We start from the raw sequence: 19,722 nt of genomic DNA on the forward strand, positions 1-19,722 counted from the left end.
TCCTTGAACGCGGGGCGCGCGCTGCGACGAAGCCCGGCGGCGGAATCAATGGAGTGTATGTCGATGAAAGCGTTATTGCTGTTGTGTTGGTTTGTTCTGGCGCTGGGCGCGGCGCAAGCGCAGCCCACGGTGGGCAAGGATTACCTGGTATTGCCCAAGCCGCATCCGGTGTCCAGCGGCGACCAGATCGAGGTGGCCGAGTTTTTCTCCTATCCTTGCCGCTATTGCCAGGCTCAGGACGTCGCGATATCGGCCTGGCTGAAGACTCAGCCGGCGGATGTGCGCGTGGTGCGCAAGCACGTGGTGTGGGGCAAGCCGATGGAAGGGTATGCGCGGGTGTTCGCCACCTTGAGCGCGGCCGGTTTGACGGAGCGCCTGCACGGCGCCGCGTTCCAGGCGGTGCAGCGCGATAAGGTCCATCTGGGCAACGAGGCGGAGTTTGAGAAGTGGCTGCGCCGCCAGCCGGGCGTGGACGCGGCCAAGACCATGGCGGTGTATCGCTCCTTCGCGGTCAAGGCCCAGGTGGAGGCCGCCGCCAAGTTCACCAAGGACTACCGGATCAGCAGCACGCCCATGCTGGTGGTGGACGGCAAATACGTGATCGCCGCGGCTCAGCCCATGCAGACGCGGAAAGTGCTGGACGCCTTGCTGAGCAAGGTGCGCGCGCAAAGAAACGGTCAAGCCTGAGCCAGGTTTAGGACGGGTGCAAAGCCTTGCGAGCCGGAGCAGGACCCGGCGAAGCGCGGCGGAGATTGAACCGGTGCCTGGACAACGCCGCCGCCTAAGAACCTGTTTACGATCGGCTGCGCGTTGTGGAGCGTTACACGGTGAGTACAACTTTGAAATGCTCATGCACCACGTGTACATTCCGCTTTCTCAGCCGCAACGCCTTGTCTCGCCCTTGCTCGCGAGACTTTGAACAGGCTCTAAGGGCGGCGCATCGTTTTTGCCCGCGCGCGCAAACGGGGTATGATGTCAGGCCGTATCGTCATAGCGTTTGAACACTCCGCCGCCCATGTCCCAGCATACTTTCTCCCCGGATGGGAACGCCCATCTCAGCCCCAAGGCCTGGTACCAGGCCGCCAGCGAAAAGCCCGGCTTCATCCACGACGCGGCCCAGGCCGCGGCGATCGAGGAACTGGATCTGCTGTGGCACCAGCTGGTGGAGTTCAAGAACAAGCGCAACCGCTTCCTCGGGCGCAGCCTGCGCAGCCCGGACGTGCCCAAAGGCCTGTATTTCTGGGGCGGGGTGGGGCGCGGCAAGAGCTTTCTGATGGACGCCTTCTACGCCTGCGTGCCTTACCGCCGCAAGCGCCGCATTCATTTCCACAACTTCATGGCCGAGGTGCACCGCGAGCTGCGCGCGCTGGCCGGCAGCAAGGACCCGCTGCTGGCCTACGCCGACAAGATCGCCCGCGACACCCGCCTGCTGTGCTTCGATGAATTCCACGTCAGCGACATAGCCGACGCGATGATGCTGGGCCGGCTGTTGTCGGCCTTGTTCGAGCGCGGCGTGGTGCTGGTTACCACCTCCAATTACGCGCCGGACGGCCTCTATCCCAACGGCCTGCAACGGCAGAATTTCCTGCCCACCATAGACCTGATCAAGCGCGAGCTGAAAGTGCTGAACGTGGACGGCGGCAACGACTACCGGCTGCGCGAATTGACGCGAGAGCCGCTGTTCATGGTGCCGGCGGACGCGGCCAGCGAGGAGAAGATGGAGCAGCTGTTCCAGCGCCTGAGCCATGGCGTGGAGCAGAAAAAGCGCTCCATCGAGGTGCTGGGCCGCGAGATTCCGGTCAAGCGCCTGGCCGCCGGGGCGATCTGGTTCGACTTCCCGGCCTTGTGCGACGGCCCGCGCGCGCAAACCGATTACCTGGAAATCGCCACCGAATACCATACCGTCTTCGTCAGCGGCATTCCCAAGATCACCGCGCGCGAGGCGTCCATCGCCCGCCGCTTCACCTGGCTGGTGGACGTGTTCTACGATAACCGCGTCAAGCTGGTGGCCTCCGCCGCCGCCGAGCCGGAACAGCTGTACACCGAGGGGGTGCAGGCCGGCGAATTCTTCCGCACCGCCAGCCGGCTGACCGAGATGCAATCGCGCAGCTATCTGGAGCTGCCGCACCAGTCCGTCGGCCAGACCCACGACCAGCCGCCGGCCGGCGTGGTGCTGTAAGCGGCGACGCGCATGGACGCCGCCGGCCTGCTGCGGCAAGTGCGCGCCTGCCGGCTGTGCGCGGACAGCCTGCCGCATGGCCCGCGCCCGGTGCTGCAATGGCATCCGGACGCGCGCATCCTGATCGCCGGCCAGGCGCCGGGGCGGCGCGTGCACGCGTCCGGCCTGCCGTTCGACGACCCCAGCGGCGAGCGCCTGCGCGATTGGCTGGGCGTGGACAAGACGGTGTTTTACGACGAGACCCGCATCGCCATCCTGCCGATGGCTTTCTGTTATCCCGGCACCGGCAAGTCCGGCGACCTGCCGCCGCCGCCGCAATGCGCGGCCGCCTGGCGTCAGCCCCTGCTGGACGGCCTGCCGCATGTGCAATTGACGATTTTGCTGGGCCAGTACGCGCAGCGCTACCATCTGCCGGGCCGTTATCCGCGGCTGACCGAGGCGGTGGAGCGTTGGCGCGAACACTGGCCGGCGCTGCTGCCGCTGCCCCACCCCAGCCCGCGCAATCAGCTGTGGTTTCGCCGCCATCCCTGGTTCGAGGCCGAGTTGCTGCCGGCTTTGCGGCAGCGGGTGGCGCAGGCGCTGCGGGGCTGAGCGCGGTTCATCATCGATTTCTCTCCAAGGAGGCCGCAATGTGGCGACGCTGGATCTGGAACGGCAAGCAATGGTTGTTTGACTGGGGCGTGCGCCAGCAACGGCGCTGGGCCGGGCTGAGGCCGCGGCGGCGGCGCCTGGAGCAGGGCGAGCTGAGCTGGCTGGAGCGTCCGGCGCCGGCCGGCGCGGCGGTGGTGGTGATGTTGCACGGCTTCGGCGCGGAGAAAGACCATTGGGCGATGCTGGCGCGCTGCCTGCCCAAGACCTTGCGCCTGATCGCGCCGGATCTGCCCGGTCACGGCGACAGCATGTCCGGCCTGGACATCAGTTACCGGGTGGAGGCGCAGGCGGACCGGCTGCATGCCTTTCTGGAGGTCTGGGGCGCGGAGCGCGTCCATCTGATCGGCAACTCCATGGGCGGCGCCATCGCCGCCAACTTCGCCGCGCGCTATCCGCAGTCGGCGGCCAGCCTGACCCTGCTCAACGCCGCCGGCGCCGGCGTCAGCGCCAGTGAAATGGCCGAGCTGTGGCAGCGCAGCGGGGAAAACCCAATGTTGGACATGAGCAGCGCGGACGGGGTGCGGGCGATGCTGGACTGGGCGATGTACCGGCCGCCGCGGGTGCCCGGCTTCGCCATCGAGGTGGCGGCGGCGCGCAAGGCGGAGCGCGCCGCGGTGGAGCGCAAGATTTTCGACGATTTGTTCGACAGCGTGGACCAGCGGCCGCTGCTGGCCGGCATCCAGGCGCCGACGCTGATCGTCTGGGGCCGCGAGGACCGCATCCTGCACGTGGAGGACGCGGACTGCTTCGCCGCCGCCATCGCTGGCAGCGAAAAGCGGGTGCTGGAGCGGGTAGGCCATCTGCCGATGATGGAACAGCCGCGCCAGGTGGCGGAGCTGTGGCTGGATTTTATGCGGCGGCGGGCCTTGCCGGCGGGGCAGGGCGAAGCGTTGGCCACGACAGGGCGCTGAGGGCCGGCATCGCTCAAAACAAAAGCCGCCCGGCGCATCGGCGCCGGGCGGCTTTGGGCACTGCGAAGCAAGAGGGCGCTTAGGCGCGCTTCTTGAATTCGTTGGTGCGGGTGTCGATTTCGATCTTTTCGCCGGTGTTGACGAAGGCCGGAACCTGAACTTCGAAGGTGGTGCCCACCAGGCGAGCCGGCTTCAGCACTTTGCCCGAGGTGTCGCCGCGCACGGCCGGTTCGGTGTATTCCACTTCGCGAACCACGGTGGTCGGCAGTTCAACGGAGATGGCCTTGCCGTCGTAGAAGGTCACTTGGCACACTTCTTCCATGCCGTCGACGATGAAGTTCAGCGTGTCGCCCAGGTTGTCGGCTTCCACTTCGTACTGATTGAATTCGGTGTCCATGAACACGTACATCGGATCGGCGAAGTAGGAGTAGGTGCAGTCCTTGCGGTCCAGCACGATGACGTCGAACTTGTCGTCGGCGCGGTATACGGCTTCGCTGCCGGCGCCGGTCAACAGGTTCTTCATCTTCATTTTCACAACGGAGGCGTTGCGGCCGGATTTGCTGAATTCAGCCTTTTGCACGACCATCGGGTCGCTGCCTACCATGAATACGTTGCCGGCGCGGAGTTCTTGTGCGGTTTTCATTACTAAAAGTCCCAAACTCTTGATTGAAGTCGGAAAAAAAGCTTTCCGAAAAACGGCGTATTCTAGCCGATTTCCCGGACAAAGTGCAGCAGTCTGTCGCCCAGATCGCCGCCCGCCAGCAATTTTTCCGGCCAGACGGCGGCGTGCTCGCGCCAGGCGGGCAGCCAGGCGGCCAGTTCCGTCCACGCGGTGGCCATGTCGGCGCCGTGGTTCCAGGCATGGCTGGCGGCCGTCAGCGCCCGCGCCGCGTCGGCGGGCAGCGCCGCGGCGTACTGTGACAAAAAGGCATCAAGCTTGGCCAGGTGGGCTGCGTCGTCCTGCGGGTAGATGTGCCACAGAAACGGCCGGCCGGCCCATTGCGCGCGCACGAAGCTGTCTTCGCCGCGCACCAGATTGAGGTCGCAGGACCACAGCAGCAGGTCGTAGCTGTCCTGGTCGGTCATCGGCAGCACCTTGACCGTCAGCTGGCCCTGGCGCGCCAGCATGCCGGCGCGCAGCGGGTAGCCGAAGACGCGGGCCGCGTCCGGCAGCGCCTTGCCTTCCGGCAGCAGGCAGGTCACTGGCCGCTCGCCCAGCGCCCAGGCGGCCAGCAGGCTGGTGACGGCCGGATTTTCATAGGCGAACAGGCTGACCCGCCATTCGTCCGCCGCCGGTTCCGGCAGCTCCAGCAGCTGCCAGTAGGCGCGGCGCGCCAGCGCGTCGTCTTGCCATTGGCGGCGGACGTCGAGCAAGCCCTGTTCGCAGATCAGGCCGCCGGTGTCGGCGTCGAAGCCGGGAAAGAAGAAGTGCTTGGTCAATGGCAAGCGCGGGTGCGGCGAGGGCTGGCGGTGACAGCCGCGGGTCCAGTCTTCCGCCGACAGGTATTCCAGATTGATCCATGCCGGCTTGACCGCCTTGGCGGCCATCGCCTGTTCAAAGCGCTCCGGCAGCCGGCAGCCGAAGGCTTCGATCACCACGTCGGCGGGCACGGTATCGTCCGGAGGGCCGTCCGCCGGCCAGTGGCGGATGTCGATGTCGGCCAGGCGCTGGGCCGGCAAGGCCGGGTCCAGCTCCGGCGCGATGCGGGCGAAGCTGGCCAGGTCGTCCACCCACAGCCGCACTTCCAGGCCGAAGTCGTGGGCCAGCCGGCGCGCCAGCCGCCAGGCGACGCCGATGTCGCCGTAGTTGTCGACCACGGCGCAGAAAATATCCCAGTGTTTGCGTTCCATTGGCGGTGCCGCGCGTGAAAATGGCGGCAGCTTAGCACACCGCCGCGGGTTAATGAAAAACCCCGCGCCGGAGCGCGGGGTTGCAAGCAAGTCGGCGCAACGCAGCATCAGGCGTTTTGCGCGCGGCGATCGCTGTTAGAGCCTGTTTACGATCTCGCGAGCCAGAGCGAGACAAGGCGAAAACAGCTGAGAAAGCGGAGTGTACACACTGTACATGAGCATTTCGAAGGGGTTTTCAACGTCGTATCGCCGCAGCGCAGCAGATCGTAAACAAGCTCTTAGAAGATGGACATCCACAGGCCGGCGGTGGTCGCGGTCATGAAGCCCGCCATCACCGCGGCGGCCAGCGCGCGCATGCCGATCTGGGCCAGTTCCTTCTGTCGCGACGGCGCCAGCGCGCCGATGCCGGCGACGCAGATGCCCACCGAGCTGAAATTGGAGAAGCTGGACAGCGCGAAGGTGGAAATCAGGATGGCTTGCGGCGACAGGGTGCCGGCGGCCTTCATCTTGGCCAGGTCCAGGTAGGAGATGAACTCGTTGACCACGATCTTCTGGCCCAGCAGGCTGCCCACTTCCAGGGTTTCGTGCCAGCTGACGCCCATCATGAAGGCGAACACGCGGAAGGCTTGGCCGAACAGGTATTGCAGCGTCAGGCCGTCGAACACGCCGTTGGTGGAGGCCTTGATCATCTCGTTGACGCCCAGCGCCGCGCCGATGCCGTCCTTCACCACGAAGTTGGCCAGCGCGATCATGGAGACGATGGCCAGGATGATGGTGGCCACCGCGGCGGCCATCTTCATGCCGGACATCGCGCCGTTGACGATGGCGTTGATGAAGCTGCCCTGATCGTCGTCCTGGCTGTAGTCCAGCTTGTCGCTGGAGGCGTGGTCGCGGTTGGTTTCCGGGTAGATGATCTTGGCGAACACCGCGGCGGCCGGCGCGTTCATGAAGGAGGCCATCAGCAGATAGGTGGCGAACTTGGCCTGTTCCGCCGGATCGCTGCCGCCGAGGAAGGCGACATAGGCGGCCAATACGCCGCCGGCCAGCGTGGACATGCCGGCAATCATCACGCAGGCCAGCTCGGAGCGGCTCATGTGTTGGATATAGGGACGGATCAGCAACGGGGCCTCGGTCTGGCCGAGGAAGATGTTGCCGGCCACGGTCAGGCTTTCCGGGCCGGACAGCTTCATGCTGCGCTTCATCACCCAGGCCATGCCGGCCACCACGCGCTGCAGGATGCCCAGATGGTAGAGCAGGGCGCTGAAGGCGGAGAAGAAGATGATGACCGGCAGCACCATGAAGGCGAACAAGAAGCCCATGCTGCCGCTGGGTTTGGCCAGGTCGCCGAACACGAAGGTGGCGCCTTCGCCGGAGAAGGTCAGCACTTTGGCGAAGCCGGAGCCGAAGGCTTCGAACACCGCGCGCGCGGCGGGCACGTAGTTGATGACCAGGAACAAGGTGCTTTGCATGATCAGACCGATCAGCACGATGCGCCAGTTGATGGCTTTGCGATTGGTAGACAGCGCATAGGCGGTGCCAAGCAGGAACAACATGCCGACGAGAGCTTGTAAGGTATTCACGAACAACCCTGAGATGAAGGTGCGGAAGATGACCAGCCGACGCGAGGCGCCGAACCAGGCGGATCCAACGATTATTAGATGATGATTAGCTAATATTGCTCAAGGTGCGCGATTTTACAGCAAAAATCGGAGAACGAAAGCGATAACCGCGCTTTGTCCTTGATTTTATTCGATTTGGGTGAGATTTCCGGCCGTGGCGGGACAGCTGGGCGCGCCGCGCGGCGGCAAAAAAATCCCGGCGCGAGGGCGGCGCCGGGAGGGGTTGCATGGAAGGGCGGGGGTTTAGTCGCCGCGCGGCGCATTGTCGTCGCCGCCGTCCTTGGGCTTGTCGTCGTCCATCAGGATGCGGTGGGCTGGGCCTTCCATATCGTCGAACTGGCCGTTGCGGGTGGCCCACCAGAAAATGCCGCCGATGACGAAGGCCAGCACCAGGCTGAGCGGAATGAGCAGATACAGGCTTTCCATCAGGATTTCCGTTTGACCAGTCGGAGGGCGTTGCCGACTACGATGAGGGAGCTGGACGCCATGCCCAGGCTGGCGATCCACGGCGTGACGTGGCCGGCGACGGCCAAGGGCAGCGCCACGATATTGTAAGCGGCGGCCCACCACAGGTTTTGACGTATCACAGACAAGGTCTTGCGCGACAGCTCGAACGCGTCGGCGATCAGCCCCAGCCGGTCGCCTATCAGCACCATGTCGCCGCTGGCGCGCGCCACGTCGGTGCCGCCGCCCATGGCGATGGACACGTCGGCCTTGGCCAGCACCGGCGCGTCGTTGATGCCGTCGCCCACCATCAGCACGCGCTTGCCGGCGGCTTGCAGCCGGCCGACGTAGGCGAGCTTGTCCTCCGGCGCGGCGCGGGCGATGTGGGCGTCGATGTCCAGCTGGCGCGCCAGGCTGCTCACCGCGCCGGCGCCGTCGCCGCTGAGCAGGTGCACGCGCAGGCCGCGCTGCTTCAGTTGGCGCAGCAGCGGCGCGGCGTCGGCGCGCACCGCGTCGCCGATGGCGAACAGCGCCACCAGTTGGCTGTCGTCCGCCAGCGCGATCAGGGTCTTGTCGCCGTGCCAGTCGGCGGCGGGCAGCGGGCAGTCGCCCAATTGGGCGGCGATGAATTCCGGCGAGCCTATGCGCCAGTCGCGGCCATCCAGCCGGCCGGTCACGCCCTGGCCCGGATGGTTGCGCAGCGCTTCCGCCGCCTGATGCGGGCCGTTGCCGGCGGCGGCCAGCAGCGCGCGTGCCACCGGATGCTCCGAGCCCTGTTCCAGCGCCGCCGCCGTCGCCAGCGCCGCCGCGGCGTCGCGGCCGGGGGCGGTCCAGCTGTCCAGCAGCCGCATGTCGCCATGGGTCAGAGTGCCGGTCTTGTCGAAGACCACGTCGCTGATCTTGGGCAAGGTCTCCAGCGCGTGGCCGCGGGTGGTCAGCACCCCCTGCGCCGCCAGGTGGCCGGAGGCGGCGGTCAGCGCCGCCGGGGTGGCCAGCGACAGCGCGCAGGGACAGGAGATCACCAGCACCGCCACCATGATCCACAGCGCGCGGTCCGGTTCAATGTAGTGCCAGCCTATATAGGTGCCGGCCGCGGCCAGCAGCAGCAGCGCGACGAACCAGCTGGCGAAGCGGTCGGCGATCACCGCCAGCCGCGGCTTTTCCGCCAGCGCCTGGTCCAGCAGTCGCACGATGCCGGCCAGCCGGGTGTCCTGGCCGGTCTGCTCCACCCGCACCACCAGCGGGCTGGCGGCGTTGACGCTGCCGGCGATCACCGCCGAGCCGGCGTCCTTGCTCACCGGGCGGCTTTCGCCGGTCAGCAGCGCCTCGTTGCTGGCGCTGTGGCCGTCCAGCACCACGCCGTCGGAGGGAATGGTTTCGCCGGGCTTGACCAGGATCACGTCGCCGGGGCGCAGTTGCGCCACCGTGGTTTCCTCGCTTTGGCGATTGTCCGGCCAGCCGGCCAGCCGGTGGGCGAAGGCGGGAATCAGCTTGACCAGGCTCTCGGTGGCCTCGCCGGCCTTGCGCCGGGCAATGCCTTCCAGATAACGGCCGCCCAACAGCAGGAACACGAACATCGACACCGAGTCGAAATAGACGCCGTGCTCCACCTTGTTGATCAAGGCCCAGAAGCTGGACAGAAAGGCGGTGAGGATGCCTATGGTCACCGGGGTGTCCATGCCCACGCGCCGGGTCTTGAGGTCGCGCCAGGTGGCGCGGTAGAAGGGCACGGCGGAGTAGAGCACCACCGGCAGGGTCAGGATGAAGCTGGCCCAGTGCAGCAGCCACAGGAAGTCCGGCGAAATCTCGCCGTCCGGCGCCAGGTAGATGGGCACCGCGTACATCATCACCTGCATCATGGACAGGCCGGCCGCCCACAGGCGGTTGATCGCCTGCTTGCGCTCTTTCTGGTTCAGCGCTTCCTGGCGCTCGGCGTCGTAGGGGTGGGCGCGATAGCCGATGGCGCTGACCGCCTCCAGGATGGCGGACAATTGGACCCGGCTGTTGTCCCAGCGCACGCGGGCGCGGTGATTGCTGTAATTGATGTCGACGCTGACGATGCCGGGCAGCTGGCGGATGTGCTGCTCGTTGAGCCAGACGCAGGCGGCGCAGGTGATGCCTTCCAGCATCAGCGAGGCTTCGCGCAGGTTTTCCGCTTCAAAGCGCACGAAGCTGCGCTGCAGCTCGTCGGAATCGTAGAGTTTGATCTGCTCCAGCAACTCGAGCGGCACCGGTTCGGCCTGGCGCGCGCCCTCGGTGCGGTGCTGGTAATAATCGGACAGGCCGGACTGGATGATGGTGACCGCCACCGCCTGGCAGCCGGCGCAGCAGGTGGGCTGATCGACTTCGCGGTATTTGACCGGGAACTGGACGTCGGGCGGCACCGGCAGGCCGCAGTGGAAGCAGTTTTCACTCATGATGGCCGATTGTAATCAATCCGGCCGCGTTTTGCTTGTGCAGGCGCGGGGGGCAAGGCCGCGCGGGCCCCCGCCTGCCGAGAGTTTCTCAGGCCGCGCGCGGCTGCGGTTCTACGCCGCGCAAGCTCAGTTGCTTCAGGATGCGGTTCAGGATCACGCCGTACATCGGCAGGAAGAACAGCAGGCAGATCAGCAGCTTGAAGCTGTAGTCCACCAGCGCGATTTCCACCCAGTTGGCGGCCATGAACGGATCGCTGCTCTTGTAGAAGGCGATGAAGAAGAAGGCCAGGGTGTCGCTGATATTGCCGAACAACATCGCCGAGGCCGGGGCGATCCACCAGGTTTTCAACTGACGCAGGCGGTTGAACACCTGCACGTCCAGAATCTGGCCCAGCGCGTAGGCGGCGAAGCTGGCGACGGCGATGCGGGCGACGAACAGGTTGAAGCTGGTCAGCGCGGCGACGCCTTGCCAGGCGCCCTGATAGTACAGCGTGGAAATCAGATAGGAGATCGCCAGCGCCGGCAACATCGCCGCGAAAATGATGCGGCGGGCCAGCGGCGCGCCGAACACGCGCACGGTCAGGTCGGTGGCCAGGAAGATGAAGGGGAAGGTGAACGCCCCCCAGGTGGTGTGGAAGCCGAACACGGTGATCGGCAGTTGCACCAGGTAGTTGCTGGACGCGATGATGGCGATGTGGAACAGGGACAGCCACAGCAGCGCGGACAGCCGCTGCTGGTGGGTAAAGCTAAACATGATGTCGGCCTTTTTATTTGGATGGGGTGAGGGAACCCAGTGTTGCGAGACGGTGATTGCGTCGGGTCCGGCGCGCGGATCGAGGCAAGGGCGAAAATGATACTCGCCCGCGTCCGGCTTGGCAAAGGATTTTCGCATTGTTAATCAGGCGCTTGAGCGTAAAAGGAGGGGGTATGTTGGCAGTCGTGCAGTCGGCTCCGGGCGGAGTCGACACCCTGCAGTTGGACGAGATCGCGCCGCCGCTTCGCGGCGCCGGGCAGTTGTTGCTGCGGGTGATGGCCGCGGGGATCAACCGCGCCGACCTGGCGCAGCGGGCCGGGCATTACCCGCCGCCGCCGGGCGCCAGCCCGATTCTGGGCCTGGAAGTGGCCGGGGTGGTGGAGGAGGCGGACGCGGACTCGCGCTTCCGGCCCGGGGACGCGGTGTTCGGCCTGATCGGCGGCGGCGGCTACGCCGAATACGCGCTGCTGGACGAGGCGCTGGCCATCGCCAAGCCGGACTGGCTGTCCTGGGTGGAGGCGGCCAGCCTGCCCGAGGCCTGGATGACGGCCTGGTTCAATCTGGTGGAGAAGGCCGGCTTGCAGGCCGGCGAGACCGTGCTGGTGCACGCCGGCGCCAGCGGCGTGGGCGCGGCGGCGATCCAGCTGGCCGGCCTGTTGGGCGCGCAGGCCTTCGCCAGCGCGGGCAGCGAGGAGAAGGCGGCGTTCTGCCGCCAACTGGGCGCGGCGCAGGCGTTCAACTACCGGCAAGCGCCGGCCTTCGGCGCCTTGGTCAAGGACTGGGGCGGCGCCGACGTGGTGCTGGACCCGGTGGGCGCCAGCTATCTGAACGACAATCTGTCGGCCTTGAAGCCGGACGGGAGGCTGGTCAATATCGGCCTGCTGGGCGGCGCCAAGGCGGAGCTGAACCTGGGCGCGTTGCTGATGAAGCGCATCTCGCTGATCGGCTCCACGCTGCGGCCGCAGCCGCTGGAGGTGAAGGCGCGCCTGGCGCGGGCGGTGGAAGCCCGGATTTTGCCGGCGCTGGAGCAAGGCAGGCTGAGCCTGACGCTGGATTCGAGCTACCCCGTGGCCCAGGTGGCCGACGCGCACGCCTATGTCGAGGCCAACCGCAATCTGGGCAAGGTGGTGTTGACGCTGTTTCCGGTGCTGGCGGGCTGAGCGGGTTTGGGACGAAAAAAAGCGCGCCCGAATGGGCGCGCTTTTGCGTTGGGGAAGGGGGCTGGCCGCTTCTTAGAACGTGTTTACGATCTCGCGAGCAAGAGCGAGACAAGGCGAAAACGACCGAAAAAGCGGAATGTACGGTTGGTACATGAGCATTTTGAGGGTGTACTCACCGTGTAATGCTCCACAACGCGCAGCAGATCGTTAACAGGTTCTTAAGAGTGCATCCGGTTCAGCTGGCGCGCGATGATGTCGTGGTTCAGCCACAGCACCGGGCCGGCCGGCGCGGCGGCTTCGTGGAACATCAGCGGGCCGGTGGCGTCGATCACCAGGCTGCTCAGGTGGTCGGTGATCAGCGCCTTCTTGTCCTGGTGCAGGTCCACGATGGCGTCGGAGGTGCCTATCATCACCTCGGCCAGTTCCGGGCTGTTCGGCATCGGCCAGGCTTCGAAATTGCGGAAGCCGCGCATCACCTCGCCGCTATTAAGCGCGTCTATTTTCTCCAGCACTTCTTCCAGCGTATGGCCGTCCTGCAGCAGCGCGGCGCAGGCCTGCCATTGCACGTCGGCCCAGGCGCCGCCGTCCTCGCGTTTCAGCGCGCGCAGCAGCGCCAGCAGCGGCAGTTCCACGCCGACGAAGATGTCCGAGGAGTTGGTGCGGATTTCCGGGCAGTTGAACACCGTAGCCTTGACGCCTTGTTCCCAGGCGGCGCGGGCGACGTTTTCCAGGCGCATCTTGGCGTAGCCCTGGGTGTAGTTGGTGTAGGTCTGCCACTGGTAGTCGCCGTCGATCAGGATCTCGGTGCCGTGGTAGCCGTAGGCGGTGTAGCGCACCTGGCCGCCGGCGGCTTCCAGCCGGCCGCGCAGCGCGGCGCTGCCGTCTATCAGGTGCTGGAAGGTGTTGGCGGTGACTTCGTCGAAGTTCTGCAGGATCAGTTTGCCCAGATCGCTGTCCAGCAGCGCCTGGGTGGACAGGAAGCGCTCGCCGCGGCCTTTGTAGACGCGGTTGGCGATGGCCAGGAACACCTTGGCCTTGGGGATGCCGCCGGCCATGGTGTGGGCGAAGAACACATTGCGGCCGTCGGCTATCATGCCGTCCAGCTGGGCCATCGCCTGGGCGACGCCGTCCTTGAAGCGCTGCACGCCGATCTGGCGGCATTGTTCGATGTGCTCCCAGTCCAGCTTGTCGTCCTGCCAGCTTTTCAGGGTCAGCGCGGCCAGTAGTTCGGTCGGCGTCGGCGCGCCGTCCTGGTCGAAGCCGGCCATCAGCGGCACATTGATCACGCGGCCGCCGAGATTGGCCTCGGCCGCGGCCAGTTCTTCCTTGTTGAGCGGGCGCAGCTGGTTGTTTTCGTCGCGGCGGCCCACGGTCATTCCGATGATGTCCATGCCGGCCTTGCGCGCTTCGTTGATCAGGCCGTTGGCGTAGCCGCGGCCGAACAGTTCGCCGAACAGGACGAAGACGTCGCCGGGGCGGAACAGATTGCTTTGCGGAAGCTGTCTCAGGGCGCTGGTTTGGGCCATGTCTTTAAGTCTTTCTCGATGTGGGCCGGCGCGGCGCATCTTGGCGGGGCCGGTCGCTTGGATATATTGGAGTGATTGCTCGGATCGGGGGCATTTTACCCGCGATCCGGTTTCAGGTGTTCAGTTGGACGGCAACGGCGACAGCGCTTCTATCAAGGCCACTTCCTGCGCGTAGCTGAGCGCCTTCATCTTGGTCAGGAGTTTTTCCCCGTCCACCTTCCATTGCTGGTCCAGCTCTTCTTCGATGATGCGGGTCTCCACCGCCAGCCACACGCCGCGGCAGGCGGCGGCGTCGTCGTCGAAGTGCACGCCTTTCAGCACCTGGGCGATCAGGTGCAGTTCCGGGTCGCTGAACTGGCGCGACAGCAGCGCCTGTTCGCGGCGCACGATTTCGGCGTAGCGGTCGCAGATCTGCTGCACCCGCGCGGCGTCGCCGTAGTGGGCCGGCTCGTCGTCCGGAGAGCTCAGCGCGCCGTGCTGGAACCAGGCTTCCAGCGCCGGCTTCAGTTGCGGCAGGTCCTCGTGCCAGACGCGGGTCAGTTCTTCGCGGAAGCGGGCGTCGTCGGTGAAGGACAGTTCGTCGAAAGGCATGGCCGGCACCACGCCTTCGTCCAGCGCGCGCTTGCCCACCCAGATCCGGCCTTCCTCGTCGCGGCTGACCGCGGCGCGCCAGACCGCCTGTTCTTCAGTGGCCAGGTTGTCGACGTGGATTTCGATGTAGGGCGGTGCGATGTCCTGCTCTTCGTCCTCGGTGACGAAGCGCAGCGTGATGTCGAACAGGCTGCGCTTGGCGATTTCCAGCAATTGCAGGCCGTCCTGGTGGGCGGCCAGCAGATAGCGCTCGCCGTTGTCGTAGACGGCCACGTCGTCGATGCCCGCCGCCGGCTTGATCAGCTTGGCGGACAGCGCCTCGGCCAACTGGTTGGCGTCATTGTGCTGGACGGCGTAGCCGGTGCGGTAAGCCTCGTGCTCATGCCATAAGGCGTTCCAGTCGTACATAGCGCGTTTCCTCGTCGAAAGTCGGTTTGCCGCGCAGTGTACGCAAAAGCCAGACGCTTGTCGCCCGCCGGAATTTTTGGTAGGGACTGTTTTTTGTGCTATTATCCAGCGATTTTTCTGTATCCATCCTCCTCCAAAAATGACCCGACAAATTCGCAATATCGCCATCATCGCCCACGTCGACCATGGCAAGACCACGCTTGTAGACCAACTGCTGCGTCAATCCGGTACCTTCCGCGAGAACCAGCAAGTGGACGAGCGTGTAATGGACAGCAACGATCTTGAAAAAGAACGCGGCATCACCATTCTGGCCAAGAACACCGCCATCGAATACGAAGGCGTGCACATCAATATCGTCGACACTCCGGGACACGCCGACTTCGGCGGCGAAGTTGAGCGCGTGTTGGGCATGGTGGACGGCGTGCTGCTGCTGGTTGACGCCGTAGAAGGCCCGATGCCGCAAACCCGTTTCGTTACCAAGAAAGCGCTGGCGCTGGGTCTGCGCCCTATCGTGGTGATCAATAAGGTGGACCGTCCGGGCGCGCGTCCGGATTGGGTGGTGGATCAGACTTTCGACCTGTTCGACAAGCTGGGCGCGACCGATGAACAGCTGGACTTCCCCATCATCTACGCTTCCGGCCTGAACGGTTTCGCCAAGCTGGAGCTGGAAGAAGAGTCCGACAATATGCGTCCGCTGTTCAACACCGTGCTCGAGCATGTGCCGACCCCTCCGGGCAGTGTCGACGCGCCGTTGCAGCTGCAGATTTCCGCGCTGGACTACTCCACTTACACCGGCCGCCTGGGCGTGGGCCGCGTGCTGAACGGCCGCATCAAGCCGGGTCAGCAAGTGGTGGTGATGAACCACGACGATCAAGTGGCTTCCGGCCGCATCAATCAGGTGCTGGGCTATCAAGGCCTGGACCGCGTGCCGGTTGAAGAAGCCGAAGCGGGCGACATCATCATCATCTCCGGCATCGAAGACATCGGCATCGGCGTGACCATCTGCGACAAAGAGCAGCCGGTAGGCCTGCCCATGCTGTCCGTGGACGAGCCGACGCTGACCATGGACTTCATGGTGAACTCCTCGCCGCTGGCCGGTACCGAGGGCAAGTTCGTGACCTCGCGTCAGATCCGCGACCGCCTGACCAAGGAGCTGTTGACCAATGTGGCGCTGCGCGTGGAAGACACCGGCGACTCCGACGTGTTCCGCGTGTCCGGTCGCGGCGAACTGCACCTGACCATTCTGCTGGAAAACATGCGTCGCGAAGGCTTTGAAATGGCCGTGGCCAAGCCGCGCGTAGTGTTCAAGGAAATCGACGGCCAGAAGTGCGAGCCGTACGAAAACCTGACCATTGACCTGGAAGACGATCACCAGGGCGGCGTGATGGAAGAAATCGGTCGTCGCCGCGGCGAACTGACCAATATGGAATCTGACGGCAACGGCCGCACTCGCCTGGAATACCATATTCCGGCGCGCGGTCTGATCGGCTTCCAGTCCGACTTCATGACCATGACCCGCGGCACCGGCCTGATGAGCCATGTGTTCGACGACTACGCTCCGGTCAAGCCGGACATGCCGGGCCGTCACAACGGCGTGCTGATCTCGCAAGAGAACGGCGAGGCGGTGGCTTACGCGTTGTGGAAGCTGGAAGACCGCGGCCGCATGTTCACGGCCCCGGGTGAGAAGCTGTACGAAGGCATGATCATCGGCATCCACAGCCGCGACAACGATCTGGTGGTGAACCCGGTCAAGGGCAAGCAGCTGACCAACGTGCGCGCCTCCGGCACCGACGAAGCCGTGCGTCTGACCACGCCGATCAAGCTGACGCTGGAGTCCGCCGTTGAATTCATCGACGACGACGAGCTGGTGGAAATCACGCCGAAGTCCATCCGCATCCGCAAGCGTTACCTGAACGAATCGGATCGTCGCAAGATGGCCAAGGCCAACGCCGCGTCCTGATCGACGCCGGTTTGGCAAAAACCGCCGTACCCTTGATGGGGCGGCGGTTTTTTTATTGGTCAGTGGTCTAGCGCGGCGAGTCTTTGCCGACAGGCGTCCGCCTCGGCCAGGATGCGCTCGAACAGTTCGGCCACGCCGGGCACGTCGTCGATCAGGCCCTGGGCCTGGCCGATCAGCTGCACGCCCTTGTCGTGGTCGCCGTCCTCTATTGCCAGGCGGATGGATTCGGTGGCGGCGCCGAACTGCGCCAGCTGGCGCAGCGCCTGCGGCTGGCTCAGCAGGCCGCCCAGCACCACTTTGGCGATGGGCATGCCCAGCTTGCGCGCGACGGCGCTGGCGCGCCAGGCGGCGGCGAGCAGGCCCAGCGGCTTGCGCGTGGCCTGGCGTGCGGCGGGGCTGTCCATCACTCGGCACCACAGGCCGTCGAAATTCTTGGAGTACAGGGTGTCGGCCACGCCGCGCTGGCGGATCATTTCCTTGGTGCGCTGGTGCACCGGGCTTTCCCGGGTCATCGCCAGCCGCGTGCCCATGGCCACCGCGTCGGCGCCCAGCGCCAGCGCGGCGATCAGGCCCTGACCGTCGGCGAAGCCGCCGGCGGCGATGATGGGCAGGGCGCTGGCCTGGCGGATGGCCGGGATCAGCGTCAGCGAGGTGACGGCGCCGCCGTGGGCGGCGGCCTCGTGGCCGGTGACCAGCAGGGCGTCGGCGCCGGACGCCTGCGCCGAGCGCGCGTGTTTCTCGGTCACCACGGTGGCGACCACTTTGCCGCCGTAGGCGTGGGCGCGCTCGATCAGCCAGTCGCCCTTGCCCAGCGAGAAGTTGATCACCGGCACGCGCTCCTCCAGCGCGACCGCGGCGTTTTCCTTGGCGCCCGGCATCATCAGCGTGCAGCCGACGCCGAAGGGGCGGTCGCTCAATTCGCGCACGCGGCGGATGGCCTGCCGCGTCTGCTCCGGCGTCAGCGGGCCGGTGGCGAGAATGCCCAGGCCGCCGGCGTTGCCGACGGCGGCCACCAGTTCCGGGGTGGCGATATAGCTCATGCCGGGGCAGATCAGCGGGCGCTGAATGCCGAGCAGGCGGGTGATGGCGGTTTGCATGGGGCTGGGCTCGCTTTACAATGTGGGTCTGTCGATGGCGGCGGGCGGAATGGGTTTCGAGCCCGGCGCTGTCATTGTTGTCGGCTTTGCCGGAAAATTCAAACGATTGTTTAAATATGCTGATGATCGTGTTGCTGGGCTGGCTCTACGTGGTGCTGATGCTGGCCGTGACGCAGCACAGCGTGCTGGCCTCGCTGTCCACGCTGTTCTTCCTGGGCGTGTTGCCCACCTTTTTTGTGGCGCGGATGACGCGGCGCAAACTGCGCCGCCAGCGTGAAAAAGCCCGCGAGGCGCGCGACGAGGCTTGAGCGCTCCGTCGTCCGGTGTTAGAATCCCGCGTCCCTTGCCATCCTGGCGGGGGAAAATCATCTATTACGCACATCCGCGCCAAAGGGTGCCTCGTTTCGAGGTTGTCTGCGCGGATGGAGGCTTAACCCTTTAAGGAGTTTTTGCATGTCCACCAACGTTACCATGCGTCAAATGCTTGAGGCCGGCGTTCACTTCGGCCACCAAACCCGCTTCTGGAACCCGAAGATGGCCAAGTACATCTTCGGCAGCCGCAACAAGATTCACATCATCAACCTGGAAAAGACTCTGCCGCTGTTCGTGGAAGCCCAGGAATATGTGCGTCGTCTGGCCGCCAACAAAGGTTCCATCATGTTCGTGGGCACCAAGCGTCAGGCTCGTGAGATCGTACGTGAAGAAGCTGCCCGTTGCGGCATGCCGTTTGTTGACCACCGCTGGCTGGGCGGCATGCTGACCAACTACAAGACCGTGAAGCAGTCGATCAAGCGTCTTGAAGAGAAGCGCGCCATCCTGGAATCCGCTGGCGACACCGGTTACAACAAGAAAGAACTGCTGGACCTGCAACGCGAAGTCGACAAGCTGGAGCGTTCGCTGGGCGGCATCAAGGATATGAAGGGCCTGCCGGACGCCATCTTCGTTATCGACACTGGTTACCAGAAGGGCACTATCGTCGAAGCCAAGAAACTGGGTATCCCGGTTATCGGCGTTGTTGACACCAACAACACCCCGGACGGCATCGATTACGTGATCCCGGGCAACGACGACTCCAGCCGCGCCATCCGCCTGTACGCTCGCGGCATGGCCGACGCGGTGCTGGAAGGTCGCGCCCAGTCTCTGCACGAGATCGTGGCTGCTGAATCGGCTCAAGCCGAGTAAGCAGACGAAAAGGGGCGTAAGCCCCTTTTTTTAGACCCACGTAATCAAAATCATTCAGGAGTACGAAGTATGGCGGACATTACCGCAAAAATGGTTTCGGATCTGCGCGCGGCCACCGGCCTCGGCATGATGGAATGCAAAAAAGCCCTGGTGGAAGCCGAAGGCGACGCCGCCAAGGCTGAAGAAATTCTGCGCATCAAGTCCGGCAACAAGGCTTCCAAGATGGCCGGCCGCGTGGCTGCCGAAGGCATCATCGGTTCCTTCGTTGAAGGCGGCGTTGGCGCCCTGGTGGAAGTCAACTGCGAAACCGACTTCGTTGCCAAGGACCCGACCTTCCTGGCCCTGGCCGCCGCCGCCGCCAAGGCTGTGGTCGTAGCCAACCCGGCCGACGTGGAAGCCCTGTCCGCCGTGGAAATCGACGGCCAGTCCGTTGAAGACATCCGCAAGGCCGCCATCGCCAAGCTGGGCGAGAACATGACCATCCGTCGTTTCGTTCGCAACCAGACCGAAGGCGCGATCGCCACCTACCTGCACGGCGCCAAGATCGGCGTGATCGTCGACTTCGTCGGCGAAGAGCAAGTGGGCAAGGACGTGGCCATGCACATCGCCGCTTCCAAGCCGATCTGCGTGTCCAAGGATCAGGTTTCCGCCGACATCCTGGAACAAGAGCGCAAGATCTACACCGCTCAGGCCGCCGAATCCGGCAAGCCGGCCGACATCGTCGCCAAGATGGTTGAAGGCCGCGTCAACAAATTCCTGGCCGAAGTGACCCTGATGGGCCAACCCTTCGTCAAGAACCCGGACCAGACCGTGGAAAAACTGTTGGCCGAGAAGAAAGCCTCGGTCAAGGCGTTCGCCATGTTCGTAGTGGGCGAAGGCATTGAGAAGAAAGTAGTAGACTACGCCGCTGAAGTGGCTGCAGCCGCCAAGCTGTAAGCGCCCAGTCGCGAGACGTATTGACGGCACCCTGCC

General features: G+C 65.0%; 18 protein-coding genes. 9 read left to right on the forward strand and 9 right to left on the reverse strand.

Annotated features, from left to right (window positions below; genetic code table 11):
* Positions 1-63: 63 nt before the first annotated feature.
* The 4 genes from VK98_RS00885 (at position 64) to VK98_RS00900 (ending at position 3,741) form a co-directional block, all read left to right on the forward strand.
* A complete protein-coding gene (locus VK98_RS00885; protein ID WP_048412236.1) occupies positions 64-687 on the forward strand; it encodes a thiol:disulfide interchange protein DsbA/DsbL in 624 nt (207 codons plus the stop codon).
* Positions 688-1,015: 328 nt separating this feature from the next.
* Positions 1,016-2,179 (forward strand): cell division protein ZapE, encoded by a 1,164-nt coding sequence (gene zapE / locus VK98_RS00890; protein WP_048412237.1) that lies wholly within the window; start codon positions 1,016-1,018, stop codon positions 2,177-2,179.
* 12 nt (positions 2,180-2,191) lie between these two features.
* Complete coding sequence (locus tag VK98_RS00895; RefSeq protein ID WP_048412238.1) at positions 2,192-2,770, forward strand: uracil-DNA glycosylase family protein; 579 nt, start codon at positions 2,192-2,194, stop codon at positions 2,768-2,770.
* Positions 2,771-2,808: 38 nt separating this feature from the next.
* On the forward strand, positions 2,809-3,741 hold the full coding sequence (locus VK98_RS00900) for an alpha/beta fold hydrolase (RefSeq protein WP_048412239.1): 933 nt from the start codon (positions 2,809-2,811) through the stop codon (positions 3,739-3,741).
* 79 nt (positions 3,742-3,820) lie between these two features.
* On the opposite strand, the gene efp is transcribed toward VK98_RS00900, so the two are convergent.
* From efp to VK98_RS00930, 6 genes are all read right to left on the reverse strand, one after another.
* Positions 3,821-4,384 (reverse strand): elongation factor P, encoded by a 564-nt coding sequence (gene efp, locus VK98_RS00905; RefSeq protein ID WP_048412240.1) that lies wholly within the window; start codon positions 4,382-4,384, stop codon positions 3,821-3,823.
* A gap of 62 nt (positions 4,385-4,446) precedes the next feature.
* Positions 4,447-5,592 (reverse strand): elongation factor P maturation arginine rhamnosyltransferase EarP, encoded by a 1,146-nt coding sequence (gene earP, locus VK98_RS00910; protein WP_048412241.1) that lies wholly within the window; start codon positions 5,590-5,592, stop codon positions 4,447-4,449.
* 278 nt (positions 5,593-5,870) lie between these two features.
* Positions 5,871-7,172: a NupC/NupG family nucleoside CNT transporter gene (locus VK98_RS00915; RefSeq protein ID WP_048412330.1), complete on the reverse strand. Its 1,302-nt coding sequence runs from the start codon at positions 7,170-7,172 to the stop codon at positions 5,871-5,873.
* 282 nt (positions 7,173-7,454) lie between these two features.
* Positions 7,455-7,637, reverse strand: coding sequence for a cbb3-type cytochrome oxidase assembly protein CcoS (gene ccoS / locus VK98_RS00920; RefSeq protein ID WP_048412242.1), 183 nt, complete (start codon positions 7,635-7,637; stop codon positions 7,455-7,457).
* On the reverse strand, positions 7,637-10,072 hold the full coding sequence (locus VK98_RS00925; RefSeq protein WP_048412243.1) for a heavy metal translocating P-type ATPase: 2,436 nt from the start codon (positions 10,070-10,072) through the stop codon (positions 7,637-7,639). Before VK98_RS00925 ends, ccoS begins: the two co-directional genes overlap by 1 nt.
* A gap of 88 nt (positions 10,073-10,160) precedes the next feature.
* Positions 10,161-10,826, reverse strand: coding sequence for a 7-cyano-7-deazaguanine/7-aminomethyl-7-deazaguanine transporter (locus VK98_RS00930; protein WP_048412244.1), 666 nt, complete (start codon positions 10,824-10,826; stop codon positions 10,161-10,163).
* Positions 10,827-10,999: 173 nt separating this feature from the next.
* On the opposite strand from VK98_RS00930, the gene VK98_RS00935 reads away from it, so the two are divergent.
* Positions 11,000-11,986, forward strand: a complete 987-nt coding sequence (locus VK98_RS00935; RefSeq protein ID WP_048412245.1) for an NAD(P)H-quinone oxidoreductase — start codon at positions 11,000-11,002, stop codon at positions 11,984-11,986.
* A 218-nt stretch (positions 11,987-12,204) separates the two neighbouring features.
* On the opposite strand, the gene VK98_RS00940 is transcribed toward VK98_RS00935, so the two are convergent.
* The gene (locus VK98_RS00940; RefSeq protein WP_048412246.1) at positions 12,205-13,512 is read right to left on the reverse strand and encodes a hypothetical protein; all 1,308 of its coding nucleotides are present in this window, start codon (positions 13,510-13,512) and stop codon (positions 12,205-12,207) included.
* Positions 13,513-13,632: 120 nt separating this feature from the next.
* The gene (locus VK98_RS00945) at positions 13,633-14,511 is read right to left on the reverse strand and encodes a hypothetical protein (RefSeq protein WP_048412247.1); all 879 of its coding nucleotides are present in this window, start codon (positions 14,509-14,511) and stop codon (positions 13,633-13,635) included.
* A gap of 139 nt (positions 14,512-14,650) precedes the next feature.
* On the opposite strand from VK98_RS00945, the gene typA reads away from it, so the two are divergent.
* Entirely contained in the window at positions 14,651-16,471 is a 1,821-nt protein-coding gene (gene typA / locus VK98_RS00950) for a translational GTPase TypA (RefSeq protein WP_048412248.1), read from the forward strand.
* 59 nt (positions 16,472-16,530) lie between these two features.
* Here typA and VK98_RS00955 read toward each other — a convergent pair whose 3' ends face one another.
* Positions 16,531-17,568 carry a nitronate monooxygenase family protein gene (locus VK98_RS00955; RefSeq protein WP_048412249.1) on the reverse strand — a complete coding sequence of 346 codons (1,038 nt, stop codon included), beginning with the start codon at positions 17,566-17,568 and terminating at the stop codon, positions 16,531-16,533.
* Between the two features lie 116 nt (positions 17,569-17,684).
* Between VK98_RS00955 and VK98_RS00960 the strand changes: the two genes are divergently transcribed.
* The 3 genes from VK98_RS00960 to tsf all read left to right on the forward strand — a co-directional run bounded on the left by VK98_RS00960 (position 17,685) and on the right by tsf (position 19,686).
* Complete coding sequence (locus VK98_RS00960; protein WP_082158708.1) at positions 17,685-17,876, forward strand: hypothetical protein; 192 nt, start codon at positions 17,685-17,687, stop codon at positions 17,874-17,876.
* Positions 17,877-18,021: 145 nt separating this feature from the next.
* Positions 18,022-18,750: a 30S ribosomal protein S2 gene (gene rpsB, locus VK98_RS00965; RefSeq protein ID WP_048412250.1), complete on the forward strand. Its 729-nt coding sequence runs from the start codon at positions 18,022-18,024 to the stop codon at positions 18,748-18,750.
* Positions 18,751-18,819: 69 nt separating this feature from the next.
* Positions 18,820-19,686 (forward strand): translation elongation factor Ts, encoded by an 867-nt coding sequence (gene tsf, locus VK98_RS00970; RefSeq protein WP_048412251.1) that lies wholly within the window; start codon positions 18,820-18,822, stop codon positions 19,684-19,686.
* Positions 19,687-19,722: the final 36 nt, after the last annotated feature.

It is taken from the genome of Chromobacterium sp. LK11 (genome assembly GCF_001043705.1).
GTDB classification, from domain to species: domain Bacteria; phylum Pseudomonadota; class Gammaproteobacteria; order Burkholderiales; family Chromobacteriaceae; genus Chromobacterium; species Chromobacterium alkanivorans.

Excerpts from the sequence above, each read along its gene's own strand:
- VK98_RS00885 (WP_048412236.1), top strand. The coding sequence starts at position 64 with ATGAAAGCGTTATTGCTGTTGTGTTGGTTTGTTCTGGCGCTGGGCGCG.
- zapE (WP_048412237.1), top strand. The coding sequence starts at position 1,016 with ATGTCCCAGCATACTTTCTCCCCGGATGGGAACGCCCATCTCAGCCCC.
- VK98_RS00895 (WP_048412238.1), top strand. The coding sequence starts at position 2,192 with ATGGACGCCGCCGGCCTGCTGCGGCAAGTGCGCGCCTGCCGGCTGTGC.
- VK98_RS00900 (WP_048412239.1), top strand. The coding sequence starts at position 2,809 with ATGTGGCGACGCTGGATCTGGAACGGCAAGCAATGGTTGTTTGACTGG.
- efp (WP_048412240.1), bottom strand. The coding sequence starts at position 4,384 with ATGAAAACCGCACAAGAACTCCGCGCCGGCAACGTATTCATGGTAGGC.
- earP (WP_048412241.1), bottom strand. The coding sequence starts at position 5,592 with ATGGAACGCAAACACTGGGATATTTTCTGCGCCGTGGTCGACAACTAC.
- ccoS (WP_048412242.1), bottom strand. The coding sequence starts at position 7,637 with ATGGAAAGCCTGTATCTGCTCATTCCGCTCAGCCTGGTGCTGGCCTTC.
- VK98_RS00925 (WP_048412243.1), bottom strand. The coding sequence starts at position 10,072 with ATGAGTGAAAACTGCTTCCACTGCGGCCTGCCGGTGCCGCCCGACGTC.
- VK98_RS00930 (WP_048412244.1), bottom strand. The coding sequence starts at position 10,826 with ATGTTTAGCTTTACCCACCAGCAGCGGCTGTCCGCGCTGCTGTGGCTG.
- VK98_RS00935 (WP_048412245.1), top strand. The coding sequence starts at position 11,000 with ATGTTGGCAGTCGTGCAGTCGGCTCCGGGCGGAGTCGACACCCTGCAG.
- VK98_RS00940 (WP_048412246.1), bottom strand. The coding sequence starts at position 13,512 with ATGGCCCAAACCAGCGCCCTGAGACAGCTTCCGCAAAGCAATCTGTTC.
- VK98_RS00945 (WP_048412247.1), bottom strand. The coding sequence starts at position 14,511 with ATGTACGACTGGAACGCCTTATGGCATGAGCACGAGGCTTACCGCACC.
- typA (WP_048412248.1), top strand. The coding sequence starts at position 14,651 with ATGACCCGACAAATTCGCAATATCGCCATCATCGCCCACGTCGACCAT.
- VK98_RS00955 (WP_048412249.1), bottom strand. The coding sequence starts at position 17,568 with ATGCAAACCGCCATCACCCGCCTGCTCGGCATTCAGCGCCCGCTGATC.
- VK98_RS00960 (WP_082158708.1), top strand. The coding sequence starts at position 17,685 with ATGCTGATGATCGTGTTGCTGGGCTGGCTCTACGTGGTGCTGATGCTG.
- rpsB (WP_048412250.1), top strand. The coding sequence starts at position 18,022 with ATGTCCACCAACGTTACCATGCGTCAAATGCTTGAGGCCGGCGTTCAC.
- tsf (WP_048412251.1), top strand. The coding sequence starts at position 18,820 with ATGGCGGACATTACCGCAAAAATGGTTTCGGATCTGCGCGCGGCCACC.